Origin of the sequence: Mycobacterium sp. 852002-10029_SCH5224772 (assembly GCF_001667315.1) — a bacterium.
In the GTDB taxonomy this organism is placed as follows: Bacteria; Actinomycetota; Actinomycetes; order Mycobacteriales; family Mycobacteriaceae; genus Mycobacterium.
In genome coordinates this window covers 83,667-106,054 of sequence record NZ_LZHT01000110.1, presented here as the reverse complement: position 1 = coordinate 106,054, position 22,388 = coordinate 83,667, and the positions used below count along the sequence as shown (strand labels likewise).

Sequence of the window (22,388 nt, the reverse complement as noted above, 5' to 3'; positions counted from 1 at the left end):
CGTGGCGGCAGCTCGGTCCGGCCAAGGGTGGCCGCGCGCAACCCCGATGGTCACAGCCGCGGCGCTCGTGATGGGGGATGTGATGGGTGATTTACAAACGGCCCGAAGGCATTTCGACCGGGCCATGGGGATCAAGAGCCGGCAGGGCCGGGCTGCTGCGTTGCCGGAGTTCGTTGCCGCCACCGACGCCGACGCGTCGATGGCCGATGCGTGGCTGGGGCGCATCGCGTGCGGTGACGGCGACCTGGCGTCGTTGCGGCATCTCTATGCCACCAGCGAATGGCTGCACCGTGAGACCACGCGGATCGGGCAGACACTGGCCGCCGAGATCCAGCTCGGCCCCTACATCGGAATCACCGTCACCGACGCGTCGCAGGTCGGGCTGGCCCTGTCGTCCGCACTGACGATCGCCGGGGAGTACGCCGAGGCGGACAAACTGCTGGCCAACCGCGACCTGCTGGACTCCTGGACCAACTACCAGTGGCACCAGCTGGCACGCACGTTCTTGATGTACCGGACGCAGCGCTGGCCGGACGTGCTGCTGGCGGCCGCCGAGGAGTTGCCCGCCCAGGCGATCGTCATGTCGGCTGTGACGGCATCGATTTGCGCATTGGCCGCGCACGCCGCCGCCCACCTCGGACAGGGCCGGGTCGCGCTGGACTGGCTGGACCGCGTCGACGTCATCGGGCACACCCAATCGTCGTCCCGCTTCGACGCGGACGTGCTGACCGCCTCGATCGGCCCGGCCGACATTCCGCTGCTCGTCGCCGATCTCGCCTACGTGCGCGGGATGGTGCACCGCCAGCTGCGCGAGGAGGACAAGGCACAGATCTGGCTGTCCAAAGCCACCATCAACGGGGTTCTCACCGCGGCGGCCAAAGAAGCCTTGGCCGACCCGAACCTGCACCTGGTGGTCACCGACGAGGAAACCATCGACAGCCGCACCGACCGCTGGGACGCCTCGTCGGCTAAGAGTCGCGACGAACTCGACGACGACGCCACCGCCGACCGGCGGGCCGAGCTGCTGGCCGAGGGACGCAAGCTGCTGGCGAAGCAAGTGGGGCTGGCCGCCGTCAAGCAGGCGGTCGCCGCGCTGGAAGACCAACTCGAAGTACGGATGATGCGCCTCGAGCATGGTCTGCCGGTGGAGGGGCAGACCAACCACATGCTGCTGGTCGGGCCGCCGGGCACCGGTAAGACGACCACCGCCGAAGCGCTGGGCAAGATCTATGCCGGCATGGGGATCGTGCGCCACCCCGAGATCCGGGAGGTGCGCCGTTCGGATTTCTGCGGCCACTTCATCGGGGAGTCGGGACCCAAGACCAACGAACTGATCGAAAAGTCGCTCGGCCAAATCATTTTCATGGACGAGTTTTACTCCCTGATCGAGCGCCATCAGGACGGCACGCCTGACATGATCGGCATGGAGGCCGTCAACCAGCTCCTCGTCGCGTTGGAAGCGCACAGATTCGACTTCTGCTTCATCGGGGCGGGTTATGAAGATCAGGTGGACCAATTCCTCACCGTGAACCCGGGTTTGGCCGGCCGGTTCAACCGCAAGCTGCGTTTTGAGTCCTACTCGCCGGCCGAGATCGTCGAGATCGCGAACCGCTACGCGACGCCGCGCGCCAGCCTGCTCGACGAAGCCGCACGCGAGAAGTTCCTGGACGCGGCGACGACGATCCGCAACTACACCACTCCCGGTGGGCGCCACGGCATCGACGCCATGCAGAACGGTCGGTTCGCCCGCAATGTGGTCGAACGTGCCGAGGGCTTTCGCGACACTCGCGTGGTCGCGCAAAAGCGTGCAGGCCAACCGGTGACGGTCGAGGATCTTCAGATCATCTCCGCGGCCGACATCGAGGCGGCCGTGCGCAGCGTGTGTTCGGACAACCGCGACATGGCCGCCATCGTCTGGTGACTCGGCCGATCACGTCGGCTCGAAGCGGAAGACGGCGAGAGTGCCTGCCAGCGCTTCGAATTCGTCGGCCGTGCCGTCGCGCACCATTCCGGAGCGTTTCGCGAACGCCACGCCGACCGGGACCTTGGCGGGGAACTCCCGCAGCACCGGCCGCGCCTCGCCGGCAGATAGTTCGACGATCCGGACGCGGCGTGACCGTCGGCCGCGGCGCAGCGTGCCGGCGCCCGCCGCCCGGGCGTTGGCCGCCCAGTCGGCGCCGGGATATCCGGCCACCACATACAGGCCGCCCCGGAAGTCGAACGGCGTCATCGGCGTGCTGCGGGGCTGACCGGACTTGCGTCCGGGCACGGTGAGCACCATGGCCGGGCCGGTCGGAATGCCCAGCCGTTGGACCGCCATCATGAACTTGTTCATGGGCTTGAGGTAGCGCGGGGGACGCGGTGCGGTCATGTCAGGTTCCCTTCTCCTCGGTGAAGACGCCGCGGTGCTCGGCGACCCAGTGGGCGAACGGAAGTGCCGGCCGGCCGAGGATCTTCTCGACGTCGTGGGTGACCATTGCGGGTTTGTCGAGCGATTCGGCGAGCATCGCCAGGTAGGCGTCGGCGAATCCGGCGCTGAACCCCAAACCCAGAAACCGTTGCCGCACAGCGTCTGCGGGAACTTCGAGGTACTGCAGCGGCCGTCCTAGAATGGTGCCGATGACGTCCACCAGCTCTGAGTTGGTGAGCGCCTGCGGACCGGTCAGCGGGATCCGCTGTCCGACAAGATCATCGGTCAGCAACGCGTGGGCGGCAACACCGGCGATGTCTGTCTCGACGATCGGCGCCGTCGACGCGGCGGCGTATGGCCCCGCAACCACGTCGCCGGCGCGAAGCTGCGGGGACCACATGCCGGCGAAATTCGTCGCGAACACGGTGGGCCGCAGGCTCACCCAGGCGAGGCCGGAGCCGACGGCGAGTTGCTCGACCTCCCTGTTGCGGTCGCCGCGAAAGCGGGACGGTTGCCGGGAGTCGTCGTCGTCGGCATTGATCGCCGACAACGCGACCAGCTTGGAGATGCCAGCGCGCCGGCATTCGGCGACCACGTCGTCGAGTTGGCCGCCCAGCGCGCGGGAGTTCAGGAAGACCGCCGACGCGCCCGACAGCGCCTCGGTGGCCGAGTCGAGCACCTCGACCTCTGGGGGAAATCCGGCCGGTCCCGGTTGCCGGGTGACCACGCGCACTTGTGCTCCCGCGGCGAGCAGGTCGGTGACGAGCGGGCGCCCGACGTTGCCGGTCGCCCCGGTGACGACAATTGTCATGGGATGGTTCCTTTCGTGATATTTCTGCACTGCTGCAAGGACGGGGCAAAAGGTGGGAAAGTTACACCGGAGAACGCGTAACTTTTTGCGGCAGCAGATCGTCGAAGAGTCATGAACCAGTCGCAGTCAGCGAGCGACCAGGTCGCGCAGGCCTGGCGGCGTCACCGCGCGTATCTGGTCAACCTCGCCTACCAGATGCTGGGAGACATCGGCGAGGCGGAAGACGTTGCGCAGGAAGCGTTCCTGCGGCTCTCACGCGCCGAAGTCAGCGGGATCGAGGATGTCCGGGGCTGGCTGACGGTGGTGGCCAGCCGGCTCTGCCTCGACCAGGTGCGCTCGGCCCGCGCCCGCTACGAACGCCCCGGCGACATCGGGGAGCAGCCCGCACCACGCCGCACCGACCCGGCCGACCGGATCACCCTCGACGACGAGATCCGCACCGCGCTGCTGGAGGTGCTGCGCAGGCTCAGCCCCGGAGAGCGGGTCACCTTCGTGCTGCACGACGTCTTCGGCGTGCCCTTTGACTCGATCTCGGAAACCGTGGGCCGTCCGGTCGGCACCTGCCGCCAGCTGGCGCGGCGCGCGCGGGCGAAATTCGTTGCGGCGCAACCGAAGGTCAATTCGGTGGCCGCGGCCGAACACCAGCTCGTCACGGAGAAATTCATCACCGCGTGCGCCAACGGTGACCTCGCCGGGCTGGCCGCCGTCCTGGATCCGACGGTCTGGGGAGTGGGCACGATTCTCGCCGACCCCGCGCCGCCGCCACAGGTCAACCACGGGCCAGAAGCGGTGGCCACCAACCTGCTGCGCTACTTGTGGCCGGACGTGACCCTGGTCAGCGGTCCCGCCGGCGCACCGGTCCTGCTGGCCTTCAGCGACCGCCGCCTGTTCGCCGTCATCGTGTTGACCATCCGCGGCGCGCGCGTGGCCAAGATCGAGGCGATCGCCGACCCGTCGGCGCGAACCGGGAACGCTGCCGAGAAGGCCTAGTTCAGTTGGCCCTTCGGCCCTCGGTCGCCCGACCGGTCGGTGCGTGCCGCGAAATAGCCGGCGATCGTCGCCGTGATCTCGAGGAACTTGCGTCGCGTGGCCGGTGCCATTTCGCGGCTCACGTCGATCACGCCGCCGGGACGCAGGTGCGGGTCGAACGGCACCTCGATGACCGGCCGCCCGTGATCGGTGAACTCGCGGGCCAGCAACGCCCGGGTGCGTTTGTCGGCATGACCGTCGGAATCGTTGAGCACCACGATGCTGTGCTGCAGCAGCGTCGTCAGGCCCTGATCCGTCAGCCACTCCATGGTTCGCGCGGCGGCGGACGCGCCGTCGGCCCAGGGCGAGGACACCACGATCAACGCGTCGAGATCGCGCAGGACTTCCTGGGTGAGGGGGGCATCCATCGTCGAACCGCAGTCGATGACCGAGATCGTGAAATGGCGGTCCAACCGCAGCGCGGCCTCCCGGTAGATCGCGGGATCGAGCACGCGGCGCGGGCCCGACGCCGGTTCACCGCCGAGCACGTGCAGGCCCGCGGAATTGCGGCCCAGCCGCGCCACCACGTCATCGAAGGACCGGAGGTTCTTGTCGGCGGTGAGCTCCCAGAACGAGCGCGTCGACCCCGGATCGATGCGGCTGCTGAGCCGCCCGAAGGCGGTGTCGGCATCGATCGCCACCACGTGGTCTTGCCGGCGGAGTTCGGCGAACAGCGAGCCGACACTGGCGGCCACCGACGTCTTTCCCACACCGCCCTTGCCCAGCACGCCGACCTTGCAGTTGCCGTACAGGCGGGTCTGGATGACCGCCTCGAATTGAGCCTCTTGCCGTTGGGCGGGCGAGGGGCCCAAGGTGATCGCACCGAAGGTGACGATGCGCAGGACGCGTCGCCAGCCGCGGTCGGGCAACTCCTGGGGCGGCGGCGCCGGAGGGGCCGGTTGCTGCGGCGATACGGCGGGCGGTGGGCGGAAGGACGCCGGGGCGGCGGGAGCCGATTGCGGGGCGGCCGGCGGCTCCGCCGCAGGGCTGGGCCCCGTGCGGAGGGGGACCGGACGGACGTGCCGCCGCGGTGGTTCCCCGCTCGGGCCGCAGACGGTCCCGCAGGAATTCGTCGCGCTCGTTCATGGGCTCCTCGGGTGCCAGGCGGTCGATCGTCGCGCCGGTGGCCCGGCTCGCGTCGTACGTGATAAGCGCCACGGTCCAGCGTGCGATGCGGCGCGACCAGTACGGGTCCAGTATCTCCTCAGGCGGCCGGTGTGGGAACCGGCAAACTCGGTTGAGGCCTGGCGGGGCTTATGTGGCGCCGTGATCGGGCTGTTTAGCAGGCACGTCACTGTCCGTAGCGCGTCACAGCCAAGTCGGAAAGCGGCGTCAGCAAATTTCTTGCGGTCGGCATCGCCAGCCCCCGAAGCGCCCGAGAGAGGCCTCGCCGTGGCGTGAATCACGGGCCCAAACAGCGGCGTGACGATATCGTCGATCAGCGGCGATAACGAAATTTACGACCCCGCGGGGCGACGGTTAGACTTGACGAAGTTGGCATGTCAGGCGGGTATTGTCATATCGTTTTACGACTTGTCGCGACCGGTTCCAGGCCACCGTTCAGAGCTGCACGGACATCCCTACAGGGTCATCTCCGCCCGGGGCACAGCCCATCGAGACAAGACCGAAGGGGTTTTAGCCCGCACCTCCGGGTGCGACCTCATCGGGGCCGCTGCAACGGCCGCGCAGAACGTTCAGGTGAAGGGTCAGGTGCATATGACGCCCAAGCGCGTCGGGTTATACAACCCCGCGTTCGAGCACGACGCGTGCGGGGTAGCCATGGTCGTCGATATGCACGGCCGCCGCAGCCGCGACATCGTCGATAAGGCAATCACCGCGCTGCTCAACCTCGAACACCGGGGTGCCCAGGGCGCCGAGCCGCGCAGCGGCGACGGCGCCGGCGTCATGCTTCAGGTTCCCGACGCCTTCCTTCGCGAAGTCGTGGACTTCGAGTTGCCGCAGCCGGGCAGCTACGCCACCGGCATCGCGTTCTTGCCGCAATCGTCCAAGGACGCCGCCACCGCGTGCGCCGCAGTGGAGAAGATCGCCGAAGCCGAGGGCTTGACGGTGCTGGGCTGGCGCAACGTGCCCACCGACGACTCGTCGCTGGGGGCACTGTCGCGCGATGCCATGCCGACCTTCCGGCAGGTGTTCATGGCGGGGGCGTCCGACATGACGCTGGAGCGCCGCGCCTACGTGGTGCGCAAGCGCGCCGAGCACGAGCTGGGCACCAAAGGCCCGGGTCAAGACGGCCCCGGCCGCGAAACCGTGTACTTCCCAAGCCTTTCGGGCCAGACCATGGTTTACAAGGGCATGCTGACCACCCCGCAGCTCAAGGCGTTTTACCTTGACCTGCAAGACAATCGGCTGACCAGCGCGCTGGGCATCGTGCACTCCCGGTTCTCCACCAACACTTTTCCGTCGTGGCCGCTGGCGCATCCGTTCCGCCGCGTCGCCCACAACGGCGAGATCAACACCGTCACCGGCAACGAGAACTGGATGCGGGCCCGCGAGGCGTTGATCAAGACCGACGTCTTCGGCTCGGAGGCCGACGTCGAGAAGCTGTTCCCGATCTGCACCCCGGGCGCCTCCGACACCGCGCGCTTCGACGAGGCGCTCGAGCTGCTCCACCTGGGTGGGCGCAGCCTGGCCCACGCCGTGCTGATGATGATCCCCGAGGCCTGGGAGCGCAACGAGTCGATGGACCCGGCGCGCCGCGCGTTCTACCGCTACCACGCCTCACTGATGGAGCCGTGGGACGGACCGGCGTCGATCACCTTCACCGACGGCACCATCATCGGCGCGGTGCTCGACCGTAATGGCTTGCGCCCCTCGCGGATCTGGGTCACCGAGGACGGTTTGGTGGTGATGGCGTCCGAGGCCGGCGTGCTGGACCTGGACCCGGCGAAGGTGGTGCGCCGGATGCGGCTGCAGCCCGGCCGCATGTTCCTGGTGGACACCGCGCAGGGCCGCATCGTCGCCGACGAGGAGATCAAAGCGGAGCTGGCCGCCGAGCACCCCTATCAGGAGTGGCTGGACAAGAATCTGGTCCCCCTCGACGACCTGCCGCAAGGCCACTACAAGCGGATGCCGCACGACCGACTGGTCAAGCGCCAGCAGACCTTTGGCTACACCTACGAGGAACTCAATCTGCTGGTGGCGCCGATGGTGCGCAGCGGCGCCGAACCGATCGGGTCGATGGGTACCGACACCCCGGTCGCGGTGCTCTCGCAGCGTCCCCGGATGCTCTACGACTACTTCCAGCAGCTCTTTGCGCAGGTGACCAACCCGCCGCTGGACGCCATCCGCGAGGAGGTGGTGACCAGCCTGCAGGGCACCACCGGCGGCGAGCGTGACCTGCTGACGCCGACCGAGCTCTCGTGTCACCAGATCGCGCTGTCCCAGCCGATTCTGCGCAACCGGGAGCTGGCGAAGCTGATCAACCTCAACCCGGACGACGAGGTCAACGGTCGCCCGCATGGCATGCGTTCCAAGGTGATTCGCTGCTTGTATCCGGTGGCCGAAGGTGGTGCCGGGCTGGCCGCCGCCCTCGAGGACGTGCGTGCGCAGGCGTCGGCGGCGATCGCCGACGGCGCGCGGGTGATCATCTTGTCCGACCGCGAATCCGACGAAAAGATGGCGCCGATTCCGTCGCTGCTCGCGGTGGCGGGGGTGCACCACCACCTGGTGCGCGACCGCACGCGGACCCACGTGGGCCTGGTGGTGGAGACCGGTGACGCCCGCGAGGTGCACCACATGGCGGCGCTGGTCAGCTTCGGCGCCGCGGCGATCAACCCGTACCTGGCGTTCGAGTCGATCGAGGACATGCTCGACAGGGGCGTCATCGAGGGCATCGACCGCAAGACCGCGCTGAACAACTACATCAAGGCCGCCGGCAAGGGTGTGCTGAAAGTGATGTCCAAGATGGGCATTTCGACGCTGGCCTCCTACACCGGTTCTCAGTTGTTCCAGGCGGTCGGGATTTCCGAGGATGTGCTCAACGAATATTTCACCGGGTTGAGCTGTCCCATCGGCGGGATCACCCTGGACGACATCGCCGTCGACGTCGCCGCCCGGCACGCGCTGGCCTACCTGGACCGCCCGGGCGAACGCGCTCACCGTGAGCTCGAGGTGGGCGGGGAATACCAGTGGCGCCGCGAGGGCGAGTACCACCTGTTCAACCCGGAGACCGTCTTCAAGCTGCAGCACGCCACCCGCACCGGTCAATACAAGATCTTCAAGGATTACACGCGACTGGTCGACGACCAGAGCGAGCGCATGGCATCTCTGCGCGGCCTGCTCAAATTCCGCGGCGGTGTGCGGCAACCCATTCCGCTGGCCGAGGTCGAGCCCGCCAGCGAAATCGTGAAGCGCTTCTCCACCGGGGCGATGAGCTACGGCTCGATCTCCGCGGAGGCGCACGAGACGCTGGCCATCGCGATGAACCGTCTGGGCGGGCGATCGAACAGCGGGGAAGGCGGCGAGGATGTCAAGCGTTTCGACCGCGATCCCAACGGGGACTGGCGCCGTAGCGCGATCAAACAGGTTGCTTCGGCGCGGTTCGGCGTCACGTCGCACTACCTGACCAACTGCTCCGATATCCAGATCAAGATGGCGCAGGGTGCGAAACCCGGTGAGGGCGGTCAGCTTCCGGGGCACAAGGTGTACCCCTGGGTTGCCGAGGTCCGGCACTCCACACCCGGGGTCGGCCTGATCTCACCGCCGCCGCACCACGACATCTACTCCATCGAGGATCTCGCCCAGCTGATCCACGACCTCAAGAACGCCAACCCGGCCGCGCGTGTGCACGTCAAGCTGGTCTCCGAGAACGGCGTGGGCACGGTGGCCGCGGGCGTGTCCAAGGCGCACGCCGACGTGGTGCTGATCTCCGGGCACGACGGCGGCACCGGCGCCACGCCGCTGACCTCGCAGAAACACGCCGGTGCGCCGTGGGAGCTGGGCCTTGCCGAGACGCAGCAGACGTTGCTGCTCAACGGGTTACGCGACCGGATCGTGGTCCAGGTCGACGGCCAGCTCAAGACTGGCCGCGACGTGATGATCGCGGCGCTGCTGGGCGCCGAGGAATTCGGCTTCGCCACCGCGCCGCTGGTCGTAGCGGGCTGCATCATGATGCGGGTCTGCCACCTGGACACCTGCCCGGTCGGAGTGGCCACCCAGAACCCGCTGCTGCGAGAACGCTTCACCGGCAAGCCCGAGTTCGTGGAGAACTTCTTCATGTACATCGCCGAAGAAGTCCGCGAATACATGGCGCAGTTGGGTTTCCGCACCGTCAACGAGGCCGTCGGCCAGGTCGGATCACTGGACACCACGCTGGCCCGAGCGCACTGGAAGGCCCACAAGCTGGATCTGGCACCCGTGCTGCACGAGCCGGAATCGGCGTTCATGAACCAGGACCTGTACTGCACCTCGCGTCAGGACCACGGCCTGGACAAGGCGCTCGACCAGCAGTTGATCGTGATGAGCCGCGAGGCGCTGGATTCGCAGCAGCCGGTGCGCTTCTCCACCACGATCAGCAACGTCAATCGCACGGTGGGCACCATGCTCGGCCACGAGGTCACCAAAGCCTATGGCGGTCAAGGGTTGCCGGACGGGACCATCGACATCACCTTCGACGGCTCGGCGGGCAACAGCTTCGGCGCGTTCGTGCCGAGCGGCATCACCTTGCGCGTCTACGGCGACGCCAACGACTACGTCGGTAAGGGCCTGTCCGGTGGCCGGATTGTGGTTCGGCCGTCGGACAACGCGCCGCAGGACTACGTGGCCGAGGACAACATCATCGGCGGCAACGTGATCCTGTTCGGCGCGACCAGCGGGGAGGCGTACCTGCGCGGTGTCGTCGGTGAACGATTTGCGGTCCGCAACTCCGGGGCGCACGCCGTCGTCGAGGGCGTCGGGGACCACGGTTGCGAATACATGACCGGCGGCAAAGTCGTCGTCCTCGGTCGCACCGGCCGTAACTTCGCGGCCGGCATGTCCGGCGGTGTGGCGTACGTCTACGACCCGCACGGCGAATTGCCAGGAAATCTCAACGCGGAGATGGTCGAGCTCGAGAGCTTGGATGAAGATGACAGCGAATGGTTGCACGGGATGATCCAGGCACACGTTGATGCCACCGATTCCGCTGTGGCCCAGCGTATTCTGGGCGACTGGACGCAAGAGCGACGGAGTTTCGTGAAGGTGATGCCGCGGGACTACAAGCGGGTGCTGCAGGCGATTGCCGAAGCGGAACGCGACGGCGTGGATATCGACAAGGCGATCATGGCGGCCGCCCATGGCTGATCCGAGCGGCTTCATGAAATACACGCGTCGGGAACTGCCGAAGCGCCGGCCCGTCCCGTTGCGGTTGCGCGACTGGAACGAGGTCTACGAAGAATTCGACAACGAGACCCTGCGCGAGCAGGCGACCCGCTGCATGGACTGCGGTATTCCGTTCTGTCACCACGGTTGCCCGCTGGGCAACCTGATTCCGGAGTGGAATGACCTGGTCCGTAAGGACCAGTGGCGCGACGCCATCGAACGGCTGCATGCCACCAACAATTTCCCGGACTTCACCGGTCGGCTGTGCCCGGCCCCCTGTGAGCCGGCCTGCGTGCTCGGCATCAACCAGCCCGCGGTGACGATCAAGCAGATCGAGTACGAAATCATCGAGAAGGCTTTCGCCGAGGGCTGGGTGCGGCCGCTGCCGCCGGAGAAGCTCACCGGGAAAAAGGTCGCCGTGGTCGGTTCCGGACCGGCGGGTCTGGCCGCCGCCCAGCAGCTGACCCGCGCCGGCCACACCGCCATCGTCTTCGAGCGGGCCGATCGCATCGGTGGACTGCTGCGCTACGGCATTCCGGAATTCAAGATGGAAAAGCGCGTCCTCGATCGCCGACTGGACCAGATGCGGGCCGAGGGAACCGAATTCCGCGCGGGCGTCAACGTGGGGGTCGACATCACCGCCGAACAACTGCGCTCCGACTTCGACGCGGTGGTGCTGGCCGGTGGTGCGACCGCCTGGCGTGATCTGCCCGTTTCCGGCCGGGAATTGGACGGCATCCACCAGGCGATGGAGTTCCTGCCCTGGGGCAACCGGCAGGCGTCGGGCGACCTCGGCGAGGACGAGGTGGATGCGGACGGGCAGCCGCCGCTCACCGCCAAGGGCAAGAAGGTCATCATCATCGGCGGCGGTGACACCGGCGCCGACTGCCTGGGCACCGTGCACCGGCAGGGCGCGATCGAGGTGCACCAGTTCGAGATCATGCCGCGCCCACCGGAGACGCGCGCCCCGTCCACCCCGTGGCCGACCTACCCGCTGATGTACCGGGTGTCCGCGGCGCACGAAGAGGGCGGCGAGCGGGTGTTCTCCGTCAACACCGAGGAGTTCGTCGGCAAGGACGGTCGCGTGACCGCGCTCAAGGCGCACGAGGTGACCATGCAGGACGGCAAGTTCGTCAAGGTGGAGGGTTCCGAGTTCGAACTCGAGGCCGATCTGGTGTTGCTGGCGATGGGATTCGTCGGCCCGGAGAAGGAGGGCCTGCTCACCGAACTCGGGGTCAAGCTCACCGAGCGCGGCAACGTCGCGCGCAGCGCCGATTTCGAGACGTCCGTTCCGGGTGTCTTCGTTGCCGGTGACATGGGTCGCGGCCAGTCGTTGATCGTCTGGGCGATAGCTGAGGGCAGGGCGGCCGCGGCGGCGGCGGACCGGTTCATGATGGGTTCCACCGCGCTGCCGGCGCCCATCAAACCGTCCGCGGTACCGCTTCAGTAGTAACACCAGTCACACCAGAAACACGATTGCCTTCGTTCGGCGCGTCGTCCGCAGTTTGCCAGACGGTAGGTGTCTAATAGCTGTTTGTGAGCCCGCTCACAGGGGGGGTCACACTGTTTCCCGGATGAACGGACCGATCGCAGGAGTGGTTCTTGTGCATATCCACCCAGTACCCCGGACGCGGATGGGGCGAATGGCCTGGTCATGGTTGCGTCACCCGGTAAAAAGTCGTGAGTTCCCCGCCAAGCACGAGCGCCTGGTCACCGCTCAGGACTTGCTGCTCTTCGGGGCGTGATCATCTAGCCGACACGCTTGAGGACACGGGGTGGGTTTGCTCAGGTCCCGGCGGGCGGAATGTTCGCCTGAGACCCGCCAGCGGACCCCCAATCGGGGCTATCGGTCCAGCAGCCCCGAGTCGCGGATCGCCTCGGCGAGGGGTTCCAGCACCGCGGGGTCGTGCGGCGGGGGAAGGTAGACGATCCCGAGATCCAGCCCTTCGGCGGCCAGTCCGGCCGCGTCCTCGATGACCTTCCCGTAATCGAGATCCGGCTCCAGGCGCAGGTGGGCCGAAAGCGTGATCTCCTTCGGGTCGCGGCCGATGTCCGCGCAGTGCGAGGCGAGGACGTCGCGCTTGTGGGCGAACACGTCGGGCGGACCGCCCACGAAGTTCCAGTGCTGCGCGTAGCGGGCGGTGATCCGCAGCGTGCGCTTCTCCCCGCTGCCGCCGATGCAGATCGGCGGGTGCGGCCGCTGCCGACCCTTGGGCTCGTTGCGGGCGCCCTTGAGCTGGTAGAACCTGCCGTCGAAGTCGGTTGTTTCGTCGCTGAGCAGGCGGGTCAGCACCTCGCATGCTTCCTCGAAGCGGTCGAAGCGTTCCTTGATGCTGCCCAGCTCGATGCCGTAGGCGCCGGATTCCTCTTCGTTCCAGCCGGCGCCGATCCCCAGCTCGAGTCGCCCGTTCGAAATGATGTCGAGGGCGGCCGCCATGTTGGCCAGCACCGCGGGGTGGCGGTAGTGGATCCCGGTGACCAGGGTGCCCAGCCGCAACCGGTCGGTGGCCTGTGCCAGCGCCGTCAGTGTCGTCCAACCCTCCAGACATGGCCCGCTGCTGTCGGAAAAGATCGGGTAGAAGTGGTCGAACGTCCACCCGGATGCGTAGACGTGGATGTCGTCGGCCGCCTGCCAAACGGCCAGCATTTGTGCCCAGGTGGTGTTTTGCGGGGAAGTCTTGAACGCGAATCGCATCTTGATGACGTTAGTGGGCCTTTATGAAGGGCAACTAAACTCAAGCGCGCTATGACTACCGTTTGCAGTTCCCTCGGCATCGATACCAAGATCACCCTGCTGGCGGCGGGCCTGATCTTCCTGCTCGCGCTCGTTCTCGGCGTATGGAAATACCGCGAGATGATCACCTCCGACAATCACCTCGCGCATCCCTACGTCGACATCGCGCACCGCGCGGCGCTGCTGTACTCGTTCGCGACGCTGCTGCTGGCGGCCTTCGTGCAATACAGCGCCTGGCCGGTGTGGGTGAACCTGACGGCGGCGGGAGTGGTGGTCTTCTTCTTCGTGGCGGCCATCGCGGCCTACATCGACCACGGAGCGCGGCGCGACACCGTCAACCAATTCGAGAACGCCGACGGGCGACTCAGGCTGGCGATGGCGTTGCTGATCGTGGGGGAGATCGGCGGATTCGCCGTGCTGCTCGCCGGATTCGTTGCCGGCCAGCTGTTGTGATCCGCGGAGGTCCCGCAATGACCTGCGACGCCCAGCGTCGCCGCGCTTGCAGTCACCGTGCGGGCACACTGGAGTCATGGACCCGGTAGCGGCGCTGCGGCAGATCGCCTATTACAAAGATCGGAGCCGCCACGACCCCAGACGCGTGATGGCCTATCGCAACGCGGCCGACATCATCGAGGGCCTCGACGACGCGGCGCGGGAACGCCACGGCGCGGCCAACAGCTGGCAGTCGTTGCCTGGCATCGGCCCCAAAACCGCCAAGGTGATCGATCAGGCGTGGTCCGGTCGTGAGCCCGACCTGCTGGTCGAATTGCGTTCCACCGCAGAGGATCTCGGCGGGGGTGATATTCGTTCCGCGCTGCGCGGCGATCTGCATCTGCACTCCAACTGGTCGGACGGCTCGGCGCCGATCGAGGAGATGATGGCCGCCGCGGCGGCGCTGGGTCACGAATACTGCGCGCTGACCGACCATTCGCCGCGGCTGACCATCGCCAACGGCCTCTCGGCGGAGCGGTTACGCAAGCAACTCGACGTGATCGACGGGCTGCAGGCCAAGTTCGCGCCGATGCGCATTCTCACCGGGATCGAGGTCGACATCCTCGACGACGGCAGCCTGGACCAGGAACCCGAACTGTTGGAGCGTCTCGACGTCGTGGTGGCCAGCGTGCACTCCAAGTTGTCGATGGACTCGGCCGCGATGACCCGGCGCATGCTGCGCGCGGCCGAAAATCCGCACGCCGACGTGCTCGGCCACTGCACCGGGCGGCTGGTGTCCGGGAACCGTGGCATCCGGCCGGAATCCAAGTTCGACGCCGAGGCCGTGTTCACGGCGTGCCGCGAGCACGGCACCGCAGTGGAGATCAACTCCCGACCCGAGCGGCGCGACCCGCCGACCCGGCTGCTCAACCTGGCGCTGGAGATCGGTTGCGTGTTCAGCATCGACACCGATGCCCATGCGCCCGGCCAGCTGGATTTCCTCGGCTACGGCGCCCAGCGCGCGCTGGACGCGGGCGTTCCCGCCGACCGGATCGTGAACACCTGGCCGGCCGAGCGGCTGTTGGAGTGGGCGGCGAATTAGCCGCCTGTCGGACATCCTGTGGATCACCGACTCCCGTGACTACTCTTGGTGCCCGCGGAAATGACAAGTCCTCCAAGGCTTCCCATCGCTGCGAGGGTGCCACCGATAAAGGCCTTGGCTAGGTCCCGCTTCGACACGTCAGTGCCGCCTGGAAGGGAGGCCAGCCAGGCGAGTGCGTCGTCGCACTCGTCGTTGCCATACAACCGCATCGGGCACGGCATCCACGCACCGATGGCGCGCGCCGGCGCCCGAATCCAATCGATGTCGCTCACGACGGCGCAACCATCGAGAACCGGCAAGTAGCCCACTCCCAGTCGGCTGTCCGCCCATAACGCGCCCGGCGTGATGCGCTCGAAGCCCGGGCCGAATTGGTAGAGCAGCCGCATCCGGCCCTTGGTTCGTCGCGCCCGATCGACCAGCGGCGCAAGCACCCGGTCGTAATCCTCTGTCGTCACCGTCCCGACAGCCTCCAGGGCCTGAATTCCTGCGGGCACGCTCACGAGCTCTTTGAGCACAGCAACCCCCATCCATTTCCTAGTACAATTATTGCCTAGTGCTATGGTAGAGCTTGCTCCGCTGACGGGATAGGTACGCGCATGAGAGTCGTCATTGTCGGCGCGGGACTCGCCGGCCTCACGGCGGCGGCCCAGTTGTCCGCAGCCGCTCAGGAGGTGGTCGTCCTCGACGGCCGCGACGAGATCGGCGGGCGAAGCAGATCCCGGCCCATCACCGGCGATGTGCTCGAGCTTGGCGCCCAGTTCATTTCCAGAAACCATCGGCGGATGCGAAAGCTCGTGACCGACGCCGGGTTGCACCTTATCCGCGATCACTACGCCGCGGGCCTGATCCGGTGGCGCGGTGCGCACGATCGTTGCGGGCGAGTCATTCCACGCCTCAACCCCACTGAGCTCCTCGTGCTGAATCGTTTTCTCTTCGGCCCGCGCGGCCTTCGTGCGCTGTCCGCCGGCGCATCCTTCGAATCCCAACGGGCCGACCTTGATTCGCGATCGGTGGCCGAGTGGCTCGAGGAGCTCCGGCTTTGGGGTGCAGCCCGTCCCCTGATGGACAGTGTCGTCGGCGCACTTTTCGGCGGCGCTGACCTCGGCGACGTCTCGCTGTTGGAGTTGGTCGAACTGCTTCGCCGCGAAGGGGGAGTCTACCGATTCATGATCGGCGAAGTAGCTCGCGCCAGCCACATCGCCGAGGGCACCAGTGCACTCTGCGCTTACCTGGGCGGTCAGCTCACTGGGCGCGTCCACCTCGCAGCAACGGCCCGCGCCGTCGAGCTGGGCAACGACAGTGTGGCGGTGCACGTCAGCAACGGGGATGTGATCGAGGCCGACCACGCTGTCATGGCGGTGCCGACGACTGCGCTGTCTCGTATCGATTTCGCCCCGAACCTACCGGGACAAATCCGCGATGCGAACGCCGCCATTCGCTATGGGCAAGCCACCAAGGTCGCAGTCGTCGTCTCAGCACGAAAGCCCTTCCACGCCAAGGCATTCATCGGGGGAAGCACAATGGTCGTCGGCTGGCGCACCCGTCGCGTCCTCTACGGCTTCACGCCGCCCAGCGCCGAGAAATGCGACGCCGGCGCGCTGGCCGAAGATCTCTGCCGAGGCGTCGGCGTCGATCCCGACACGATTGAACGCATCGAGGTGGTGCGCTGGCCGCAAGACCAATTCACCTGCGGCACATACGCACATGTGTCGCCCGGTCACTTCACCCAGTTCCGCCGCTCGCTGCCGCATCGTCACGGCCGCGTGAGCTTCGCCGGCGCCGAACGCAGCAGCTGGCCGATCTTCATGGAAGGTGCCGTAGAGAGCGGCGAACTGGCGGCACAGTCCCTCATGGCAACCGAACGACCCAGCTGACGAGCCGTTTGTTCGATCAGTCCGGTAGGTGCGGCATCTCGAAGCCCGGATCGCGGCCCAACAACACCGCGGGCGTGAGCGCCGACTTGCCGTAGCGCCGGCGCACCCGGTCGACGGCCGCGTCGATGTCGTCGCCGGCTGCCCGGCGGTGCGATTCGCCGAACGGCAGCATCAGCTGCTGGGCGCCGCTGCGGTCGATGCCCGACACCGCGAAGCCGACCAGCGTCAGACCGCGCTGCGCGATCATCGGGGCAGCGCCCCCGACCAGCTGGCGCGCGGCGGCCAGGATGGGCGCCGTGGCCGACGTGGCCCACGGCAGGGTGTGTGACCGGGTCGCCCGGGTGAAGTCGTCGAAGCGCAGCCGCAGCACCACTGTGCGTCCGGTGCGCCGGGCCGCACGCATACGGGCCGTGATGCGGTCGATCAAGTTGACCACCACGGCGTCAATTTCGTTGGGCGACATGGTGTTACCGGAGCGGCCCAGCGCCCGCTGGGCGCCGACGGAGCGGCGGCGAACGCCGGTGGTGACCCGCCGACGGTCGATATTGCGGGACAGCGCATACAGCTGACGGCCCATCGCGCCGCCCACCATCGAGCCCAGTGCCGACTCGCTGAGCTCGGCGACGTCGGCAACAGTCACGATGCCGTGCGCGTGCAGCTTCTCGGCCGTCACCGCGCCGACACCCCACAGGCGGCGCACCGGCAGCGGCCGCAAGAACGTCAGCTCCTGATCGGGCGGCACCAGCAGCAGCCCGTCGGGCTTGGCTTCCTGGCTGGCGACCTTGGCGAGGAACTTCGTCCGGGCGATCCCGACGGTGATCGGCAGGCCAACCCGCTCGCGCACGTCGGCGCGCAGCCGCGCGGCGATCGCCACCGGCGTGCCGCGGACCCGGCGCAGCCCGCCGACGTCGAGGAAGGCTTCGTCCACCGACAGCGCTTCCACGATCGGGGTGCAATCGCCGAAGACCTCGAAGACGGCGTCACTGGCGCGCGTGTAGGCGCTCATCCGCGGCGGCACCACCACGGCGGCCGGGCACAGCCGGCGCGCCTGCGCGCCGCCCATGGCCGTGCGAACGCCGTAGGCCTTGGCCTCGTAACTCGCGGCCAGGACCACCCCGCCGCCGACGATCACCGGACGGCCCCGCAGCCTCGGGTCGTCGCGCTGTTCGACGGACGCGTAGAAGGAATCGAGGTCCGCGTGCAGGATGGAAGCGTCACTCCGCACGAACATATGTTCGCACGCGCCTGCGACAACTAGCCGGATTCGCCGTAGATGCTGCTGACCCAGATGTGGGTGAGGGTGTCGACGACGCGGTCCTCGTCGACCGCGGGCATCTCGCCGGAGAGCGCGGCCATCATGCTGCGCTCGTTCATCTGATTCAGGGAGGTGGCGAGGTCGGCGGCGGGAATGGTGTCCGGTGCGGCGCCGCGCTCGCGTTCCGCCGTGATCATGGCCGCGGTCTGGTCGATCCACTTCTGCATGAATCCCGACCACACCGACCGCAACTCCGAGCTGGTGGCCAGCGCCTCGGTGGCGGCCCGGGCCAGCGGGCGGTGCGAGCTGAAGGCGGCGAAAAACGCCTTGATCCCGTTGCGCCACACCCGCCGCGGGTCGGCCGGCAGTCGCTGCACGGCGCCGTCGAACTCGGCGTCGGCGCGGGCGATGACCGGCTCGAGCAGCGACAGCACCACCGCCTCTTTGGACTTGAAGTAGAAGTAGAACGTGGGCCGCGACAGCCCGGCGCCCTTGGCCAGGTCGTCGACCGAGATGCCGGCGAACGGCCGCGTCTTGAGCAGCCGTTCGGCGGTGGCGAGGATGGCCTGCTCACGCTCGTCACCCGAAGGGCGGATGGCGCGGCGGCCCCGCAGGGCGCGAGTCTGGCCGGCGGAAGTCACGGCCGCTACTTTACACCCTGTCGAAATCTTCAACACCGTGTTGACCCGCTCGACACAGCGTTGATAGCGTGGCGCTATGACTGAGCACCTTGACGTCCTCATCGTGGGCGCCGGCATCTCCGGTGTGAGCGCGGCCTGGCACCTGCAGGAACGCTGCCCGACCAAGAGCTACGCCATCCTCGAACGTCGTGCTGATCTCGGCGGCACTTGGGACCTCTTCAAATACCCGGGCATCCGATCCGACTCGGACATGTTCACCCTGGGCTTCCGGTTCAAGCCCTGGCGTTCGGCGAAGTCGATCGCCGACGGCGCGTCGATCAAGGCCTACATCAAGGAGGCCGCGGTTGAGAACCGGATCGAACCGCACATCCGCTACAGCCACCGGGTGGTGGCCGCCGACTGGTCCGACGCCGACAACCGCTGGACGCTGACCGTCGAATCCGACGGCCGCACGAGCGAGATGACGTGTTCGTTCCTGTTCGCCTGCACCGGCTACTACAACTACGACGAGGGGTTCTCGCCCACCTTCGAAGGCTCCGACGACTTCGGTGGCACCATCGTGCATCCGCAGCACTGGCCGGAGGACCTCGACTACGCGGGCAAGCGAATCGTCGTCATCGGGTCCGGTGCCACGGCGATCACCCTGATCCCCGCCCTGGTGAACTCGGGCGCGGGCCACGTCACGATGCTGCAGCGTTCGCCGACCTACATCGGCTCGCTGCCGGGGGTGGATCCCTTCGCCGAGAAGGCCAACCGGCTGCTACCCGAGCGCCTGGCCCACATGGCCAACCGCTGGAAAGCCATCGCGTTCAGCACTTTCCAGTACCAGCTGTCCCGCAAGGCTCCGGCCTACATGCGCAAGACGTTGATGACGATGGCGCAGCGACGCCTGCCGCAGGGCTACGACGTCGAGAAGCACTTCGGGCCCCGCTACAACGTCTGGGACGAGCGGCTGTGCCTGGCGCCCGACGGCGACTTCTTCCGGACCATCCGGCACGGCAAGGCCGACGTCGTGACCGACACCATTGACCGGTTCACCAAGACCGGCATCAAGCTCGCCTCGGGTGAGGAATTGGCGGCCGACATCATCATCACCGCAACGGGATTGAACATGCAGTTGTTGGGCGGGGTGAAGCCGACCCGCAACGGTGAGGACATCGAGCTGACCTCGTTGATGACCTACAAGGGCCTGATGTTCTCCGGCGTGCCGAACTTCGCCATCACGTTCGGATACACCAACGCGTCTTGGACGCTGAAGGCTGATCTGGTCTCCGAATTCGTCTGCCGGTTGCTGAATCACATGGACGCCAAGGGGTTTGACTTCGTGGAGCCCCAACATCCGGGCGATGACGTCGACGAGCTGCCGTTCATGGACTTCGTTCCCGGCTACTTCCGGCGTTCGATGCACCTGCTGCCCAAGTCGGGCTCGCGGGCGCCGTGGCGGCTCAAGCAGAACTACTTCTTCGACATGCGCACGATCCGGCGCGGCAAGGTCGACGACGAAGGCCTGAAGTTCGCGAAAAAGCGTGCGCCGGTAGCAGTTTAGCTGTTTGTGGCGACCACGACGATCCCGTCGTCGTCGCTGTAGGCGATCTCGCCCGGCACGAATGTCACACCGCCCAGGGTGATTTCGACGTCGCGTTCGCCGGCGCCGGTCTTGGCGCTCTTGCGGGGGTTGGTGCCCAGCGCCTTGATGCCGATGTCCATGCCCCGCAGCGCGGCCGAGTCCCGCACCGCGCCGTTGATGATGAGCCCGGACCAGCCGTTGGAGCGCGCGAGCTCCGCGATGACGTCGCCGACCAGCGCGGTGTGCAGCGAGCCGGCGCCGTCGACCACCAATATCCCGCCGTCCCCTGGCTCAGAGAGCACCGACTTCAGCAGCGCGTTGTCTTGAAAGCAGCGCACGGTGCTGATCGGCCCGGCGAACTCTGCCCGCCCGCCGAGCTGACGGAATTGCACGTCGCAGCTGCGTACGTCGGGACCGATGCTGTCGACCAGGTCGGCGGTCGGCCGGAATGACACCGTCACTTCTGACACGTTAGACGCCCGCGCGCTCAGCGCCGGCGCAGCTGACGGATGAGCAGGATGGCCAGCAGGCTGACGGCCAGGGCAACGATCAGCGGCACCGGGGATTGACGCACTGCGGGGCCCGCAATAGCGGGAGAGACCGGGTTGTTGGCGGCTTCCACCGTGGACTTCGCCTGTGCGGCAGCATCTTTGGCGGCGGCGGTGAGGTCGCCATTGGTTTCCGCCCGCTGCTGCATGTCGGCCGGCGGCTCGGGCGGCTTCGGGGGCGCGGGTTCGGCGTTCTTGGCCGGCGCCTTCTTCGCGGGCGCTTTTTTGGCCGGCGCTTTTTTGGCGGGCACCTTCTTCGCAGGTGCCTTCTTGGCCGGCGCCTTCGCGATCTTTTTCGCCGCCTTGGCGGGCGGCTTCTTTTCCGGCGGAGTGCCGGCGCCGTCGGGTGCGCTGTGGGTGGGGTCCTGCGGGTCTGCCATGCGGCCGCTCCTTGAGCTTCCTCTGTCGTTCGTTTCCCTAGCTCAGGGATCTCGGTCCCATCATGCCAGCACGCCTCGCGGCGCCTCGTTCACCGCCTGCGCCGCACCGTCCACCAGGCGCCGCCCGCGACGAGCGCCAGCGCGGCCGCCACAAACGGCCAGACGGGGACGTCGCCACCCCCGCCGCCCCTGCCGCCGCCGGCGGCGCGCGGCCCGGGCGTGCCGGTGCCCGACACCGTGAGCTGAAACGACCAGGACCCCGACACCGGGTGCCCGTCCGCGGAGGTCACCCGGTAGTTCACCGTGTACGTCCCGGCCGGCCCCAGCAAGCGCACGGCGGTGCTGACCACCGCACCCGCCACGGCGGGCTCCCCCGTGGACCACACGTTGCCGTCCGGCCCGACCACCGTCATGGCGGCGAACGCCGTCTGCAACTGCTCGTTGAAGGTTGCGCTGACCCGTTGCGGTCCCGAAGCCAGCACCGCGTTGGCCGCGGGGTCGGTGGCTATCCGGGCGGCGTGCGCCGACGCCCCGGGTGCGGCGAGCGTGGCCATCACGAACAAGGCGCTGACGCACGCGCCGATCGCCAGCCGTTTCATGGGCGTCGGCGGACCAGGGCGATCGCGATACCCAGCGCCGCGACCACCAGAGCCGCGCCACCCAACAGCCGCGCGGTGTTGTCGGCGGCGTGCGGGCGCGCGGGTTCGGCGACCGCATTGGGCGTCGCGTGGTGGTGGTGGGGCCCCGCCGGTCCGGCGGCAAGGCTGAGCATGGGCGCCGGGTGTTCCGGCTCGCCGCCGTCGGGCAGCGGAGGCTGATCCCACTTCACCACGATCCCGTCGGCGTAGGTCTGCGTCGCCGGGAACCTCACGGTGTCAGCGTCGGGCAACTTCACGGACAACCGGAACAGCGCGAATTGGTCCGGCGTGATCCCGCCGTTGGGGGCGGACGTCCAGGTCACCGAGCGGACGGCGCCCGACGCCGCGTCACGGTCGAGCCTGGCCGCCCAGCCCGGCATGCTCTCGGTGCGTGCCGATGCGACGTCGGGGAGGGTGACGGTCAATGCGGTGGTGGCGGCCCCGGTGTCCGATTCGTTGGGCACCTGGAAGGTGACCAGGGCCATGGCGCCGCGCGCCGCATTGTCGCTGCTGGCGTGGACGTGCGCCCAGGCGGCGGGGGTGTGGACCGCCGATCCGAGAGCCAGGACGACGATCGCGCCGGCCGCCATCAGGATGCGCGAGATCCACCTGCTGTGGATTGCCATGCCGGGGCTTGCCTTTCGTGCGG

18 protein-coding genes and 1 pseudogene are annotated in these 22,388 nt (G+C 67.6%); 8 read left to right on the top strand and 11 right to left on the bottom strand.

All coding sequences use genetic code 11. The features are described from left to right. The first annotated feature begins 70 nt into the window (after window positions 1-70). The gene (gene eccA2 / locus A5775_RS19900; RefSeq protein WP_197512767.1) at window positions 71-1,921 is read left to right on the top strand and encodes a type VII secretion system ESX-2 AAA family ATPase EccA2; all 1,851 of its coding nucleotides are present in this window, start codon (window positions 71-73) and stop codon (window positions 1,919-1,921) included. Between the two features lie 9 nt (window positions 1,922-1,930). On the opposite strand, the gene A5775_RS19895 is transcribed toward eccA2, so the two are convergent. Both A5775_RS19895 and A5775_RS19890 read right to left on the bottom strand, forming a co-directional pair. Beyond that, entirely contained in the window at window positions 1,931-2,371 is a 441-nt protein-coding gene (locus A5775_RS19895) for a nitroreductase family deazaflavin-dependent oxidoreductase (RefSeq protein WP_067256172.1), read from the bottom strand. Between the two features lies 1 nt (window position 2,372). Then, window positions 2,373-3,221 carry an NAD(P)H-binding protein gene (locus A5775_RS19890; RefSeq protein WP_067256347.1) on the bottom strand — a complete coding sequence of 283 codons (849 nt, stop codon included), beginning with the start codon at window positions 3,219-3,221 and terminating at the stop codon, window positions 2,373-2,375. 111 nt (window positions 3,222-3,332) lie between these two features. Between A5775_RS19890 and sigI the strand changes: the two genes are divergently transcribed. Continuing rightward, complete coding sequence (sigI, locus tag A5775_RS19885) at window positions 3,333-4,211, top strand: RNA polymerase sigma factor SigI (RefSeq protein WP_067256170.1); 879 nt, start codon at window positions 3,333-3,335, stop codon at window positions 4,209-4,211. On the opposite strand, the pseudogene A5775_RS19880 reads toward sigI, so the two are convergent. Next, window positions 4,208-5,336, bottom strand: a pseudogene (locus A5775_RS19880) (MinD/ParA family protein). The gene sigI and the pseudogene A5775_RS19880 sit on opposite strands and share 4 nt — an antisense overlap. A gap of 630 nt (window positions 5,337-5,966) precedes the next feature. Between A5775_RS19880 and gltB the strand changes: the two are divergent. Continuing rightward, window positions 5,967-10,550: a glutamate synthase large subunit gene (gltB, locus tag A5775_RS19875; RefSeq protein WP_067256345.1), complete on the top strand. Its 4,584-nt coding sequence runs from the start codon at window positions 5,967-5,969 to the stop codon at window positions 10,548-10,550. Then, complete coding sequence (locus A5775_RS19870; protein WP_067256166.1) at window positions 10,543-12,018, top strand: glutamate synthase subunit beta; 1,476 nt, start codon at window positions 10,543-10,545, stop codon at window positions 12,016-12,018. The genes gltB and A5775_RS19870 overlap by 8 nt, the downstream gene beginning before the upstream one ends. Before the next feature lie 393 nt (window positions 12,019-12,411). Here the strand turns inward: A5775_RS19870 and A5775_RS19865 are convergent, their stop codons facing one another. Beyond that, window positions 12,412-13,263, bottom strand: coding sequence for an LLM class F420-dependent oxidoreductase (locus A5775_RS19865; protein ID WP_067256163.1), 852 nt, complete (start codon window positions 13,261-13,263; stop codon window positions 12,412-12,414). A 51-nt stretch (window positions 13,264-13,314) separates the two neighbouring features. On the opposite strand from A5775_RS19865, the gene A5775_RS19860 reads away from it, so the two are divergent. Both A5775_RS19860 and A5775_RS19855 read left to right on the top strand, forming a co-directional pair. Further along, window positions 13,315-13,755 (top strand): hypothetical protein, encoded by a 441-nt coding sequence (locus A5775_RS19860; protein WP_067256160.1) that lies wholly within the window; start codon window positions 13,315-13,317, stop codon window positions 13,753-13,755. A 76-nt stretch (window positions 13,756-13,831) separates the two neighbouring features. Beyond that, entirely contained in the window at window positions 13,832-14,836 is a 1,005-nt protein-coding gene (locus A5775_RS19855) for a PHP domain-containing protein (protein WP_067256158.1), read from the top strand. Between the two features lie 23 nt (window positions 14,837-14,859). On the opposite strand, the gene A5775_RS19850 is transcribed toward A5775_RS19855, so the two are convergent. Continuing rightward, window positions 14,860-15,363 (bottom strand): STAS/SEC14 domain-containing protein, encoded by a 504-nt coding sequence (locus A5775_RS19850; RefSeq protein ID WP_231995225.1) that lies wholly within the window; start codon window positions 15,361-15,363, stop codon window positions 14,860-14,862. Window positions 15,364-15,432: 69 nt separating this feature from the next. Here A5775_RS19850 and A5775_RS19845 point away from each other — a divergent pair, with 69 nt between their 5' ends. Further along, complete coding sequence (locus A5775_RS19845; protein ID WP_067256155.1) at window positions 15,433-16,710, top strand: NAD(P)/FAD-dependent oxidoreductase; 1,278 nt, start codon at window positions 15,433-15,435, stop codon at window positions 16,708-16,710. Window positions 16,711-16,726: 16 nt separating this feature from the next. Here A5775_RS19845 and dinB read toward each other — a convergent pair whose 3' ends face one another. Together dinB and A5775_RS19835 are read right to left on the bottom strand one after the other, a co-directional pair. Then, window positions 16,727-17,941 (bottom strand): DNA polymerase IV, encoded by a 1,215-nt coding sequence (gene dinB, locus A5775_RS19840; RefSeq protein WP_067256152.1) that lies wholly within the window; start codon window positions 17,939-17,941, stop codon window positions 16,727-16,729. Between the two features lie 23 nt (window positions 17,942-17,964). Continuing rightward, a complete protein-coding gene (locus A5775_RS19835) occupies window positions 17,965-18,606 on the bottom strand; it encodes a TetR/AcrR family transcriptional regulator (RefSeq protein WP_067256150.1) in 642 nt (213 codons plus the stop codon). Between the two features lie 76 nt (window positions 18,607-18,682). Between A5775_RS19835 and A5775_RS19830 the strand changes: the two genes are divergently transcribed. After that, entirely contained in the window at window positions 18,683-20,152 is a 1,470-nt protein-coding gene (locus A5775_RS19830; RefSeq protein WP_067256147.1) for an NAD(P)/FAD-dependent oxidoreductase, read from the top strand. Here A5775_RS19830 and rraA read toward each other — a convergent pair. From rraA to A5775_RS19810, 4 genes are all read right to left on the bottom strand, one after another. Further along, on the bottom strand, window positions 20,149-20,634 hold the full coding sequence (rraA, locus tag A5775_RS19825; protein ID WP_067256144.1) for a ribonuclease E activity regulator RraA: 486 nt from the start codon (window positions 20,632-20,634) through the stop codon (window positions 20,149-20,151). The two genes, A5775_RS19830 and rraA, sit on opposite strands and share 4 nt — an antisense overlap. 26 nt (window positions 20,635-20,660) lie before the next feature. Beyond that, window positions 20,661-21,101 carry a nucleoid-structuring protein H-NS gene (locus A5775_RS19820; protein WP_067256142.1) on the bottom strand — a complete coding sequence of 147 codons (441 nt, stop codon included), beginning with the start codon at window positions 21,099-21,101 and terminating at the stop codon, window positions 20,661-20,663. A gap of 89 nt (window positions 21,102-21,190) precedes the next feature. Next, complete coding sequence (locus A5775_RS19815) at window positions 21,191-21,700, bottom strand: copper resistance CopC family protein (protein ID WP_067256140.1); 510 nt, start codon at window positions 21,698-21,700, stop codon at window positions 21,191-21,193. Then, on the bottom strand, window positions 21,697-22,365 hold the full coding sequence (locus tag A5775_RS19810; protein ID WP_067256138.1) for a YcnI family protein: 669 nt from the start codon (window positions 22,363-22,365) through the stop codon (window positions 21,697-21,699). Before A5775_RS19810 ends, A5775_RS19815 begins: the two co-directional genes overlap by 4 nt. Window positions 22,366-22,388 lie beyond the last annotated feature (23 nt).

Excerpts from the sequence above, each read along its gene's own strand:
- eccA2 (WP_197512767.1), top strand. The coding sequence starts at position 71 with ATGGGGGATGTGATGGGTGATTTACAAACGGCCCGAAGGCATTTCGAC.
- A5775_RS19895 (WP_067256172.1), bottom strand. The coding sequence starts at position 2,371 with ATGACCGCACCGCGTCCCCCGCGCTACCTCAAGCCCATGAACAAGTTC.
- A5775_RS19890 (WP_067256347.1), bottom strand. The coding sequence starts at position 3,221 with ATGACAATTGTCGTCACCGGGGCGACCGGCAACGTCGGGCGCCCGCTC.
- sigI (WP_067256170.1), top strand. The coding sequence starts at position 3,333 with ATGAACCAGTCGCAGTCAGCGAGCGACCAGGTCGCGCAGGCCTGGCGG.
- gltB (WP_067256345.1), top strand. The coding sequence starts at position 5,967 with ATGACGCCCAAGCGCGTCGGGTTATACAACCCCGCGTTCGAGCACGAC.
- A5775_RS19870 (WP_067256166.1), top strand. The coding sequence starts at position 10,543 with ATGGCTGATCCGAGCGGCTTCATGAAATACACGCGTCGGGAACTGCCG.
- A5775_RS19865 (WP_067256163.1), bottom strand. The coding sequence starts at position 13,263 with ATGCGATTCGCGTTCAAGACTTCCCCGCAAAACACCACCTGGGCACAA.
- A5775_RS19860 (WP_067256160.1), top strand. The coding sequence starts at position 13,315 with ATGACTACCGTTTGCAGTTCCCTCGGCATCGATACCAAGATCACCCTG.
- A5775_RS19855 (WP_067256158.1), top strand. The coding sequence starts at position 13,832 with ATGGACCCGGTAGCGGCGCTGCGGCAGATCGCCTATTACAAAGATCGG.
- A5775_RS19850 (WP_231995225.1), bottom strand. The coding sequence starts at position 15,363 with ATGGGGGTTGCTGTGCTCAAAGAGCTCGTGAGCGTGCCCGCAGGAATT.
- A5775_RS19845 (WP_067256155.1), top strand. The coding sequence starts at position 15,433 with ATGAGAGTCGTCATTGTCGGCGCGGGACTCGCCGGCCTCACGGCGGCG.
- dinB (WP_067256152.1), bottom strand. The coding sequence starts at position 17,941 with ATGTTCGTGCGGAGTGACGCTTCCATCCTGCACGCGGACCTCGATTCC.
- A5775_RS19830 (WP_067256147.1), top strand. The coding sequence starts at position 18,683 with ATGACTGAGCACCTTGACGTCCTCATCGTGGGCGCCGGCATCTCCGGT.
- A5775_RS19820 (WP_067256142.1), bottom strand. The coding sequence starts at position 21,101 with ATGGCAGACCCGCAGGACCCCACCCACAGCGCACCCGACGGCGCCGGC.
- A5775_RS19815 (WP_067256140.1), bottom strand. The coding sequence starts at position 21,700 with ATGAAACGGCTGGCGATCGGCGCGTGCGTCAGCGCCTTGTTCGTGATG.
- A5775_RS19810 (WP_067256138.1), bottom strand. The coding sequence starts at position 22,365 with ATGGCAATCCACAGCAGGTGGATCTCGCGCATCCTGATGGCGGCCGGC.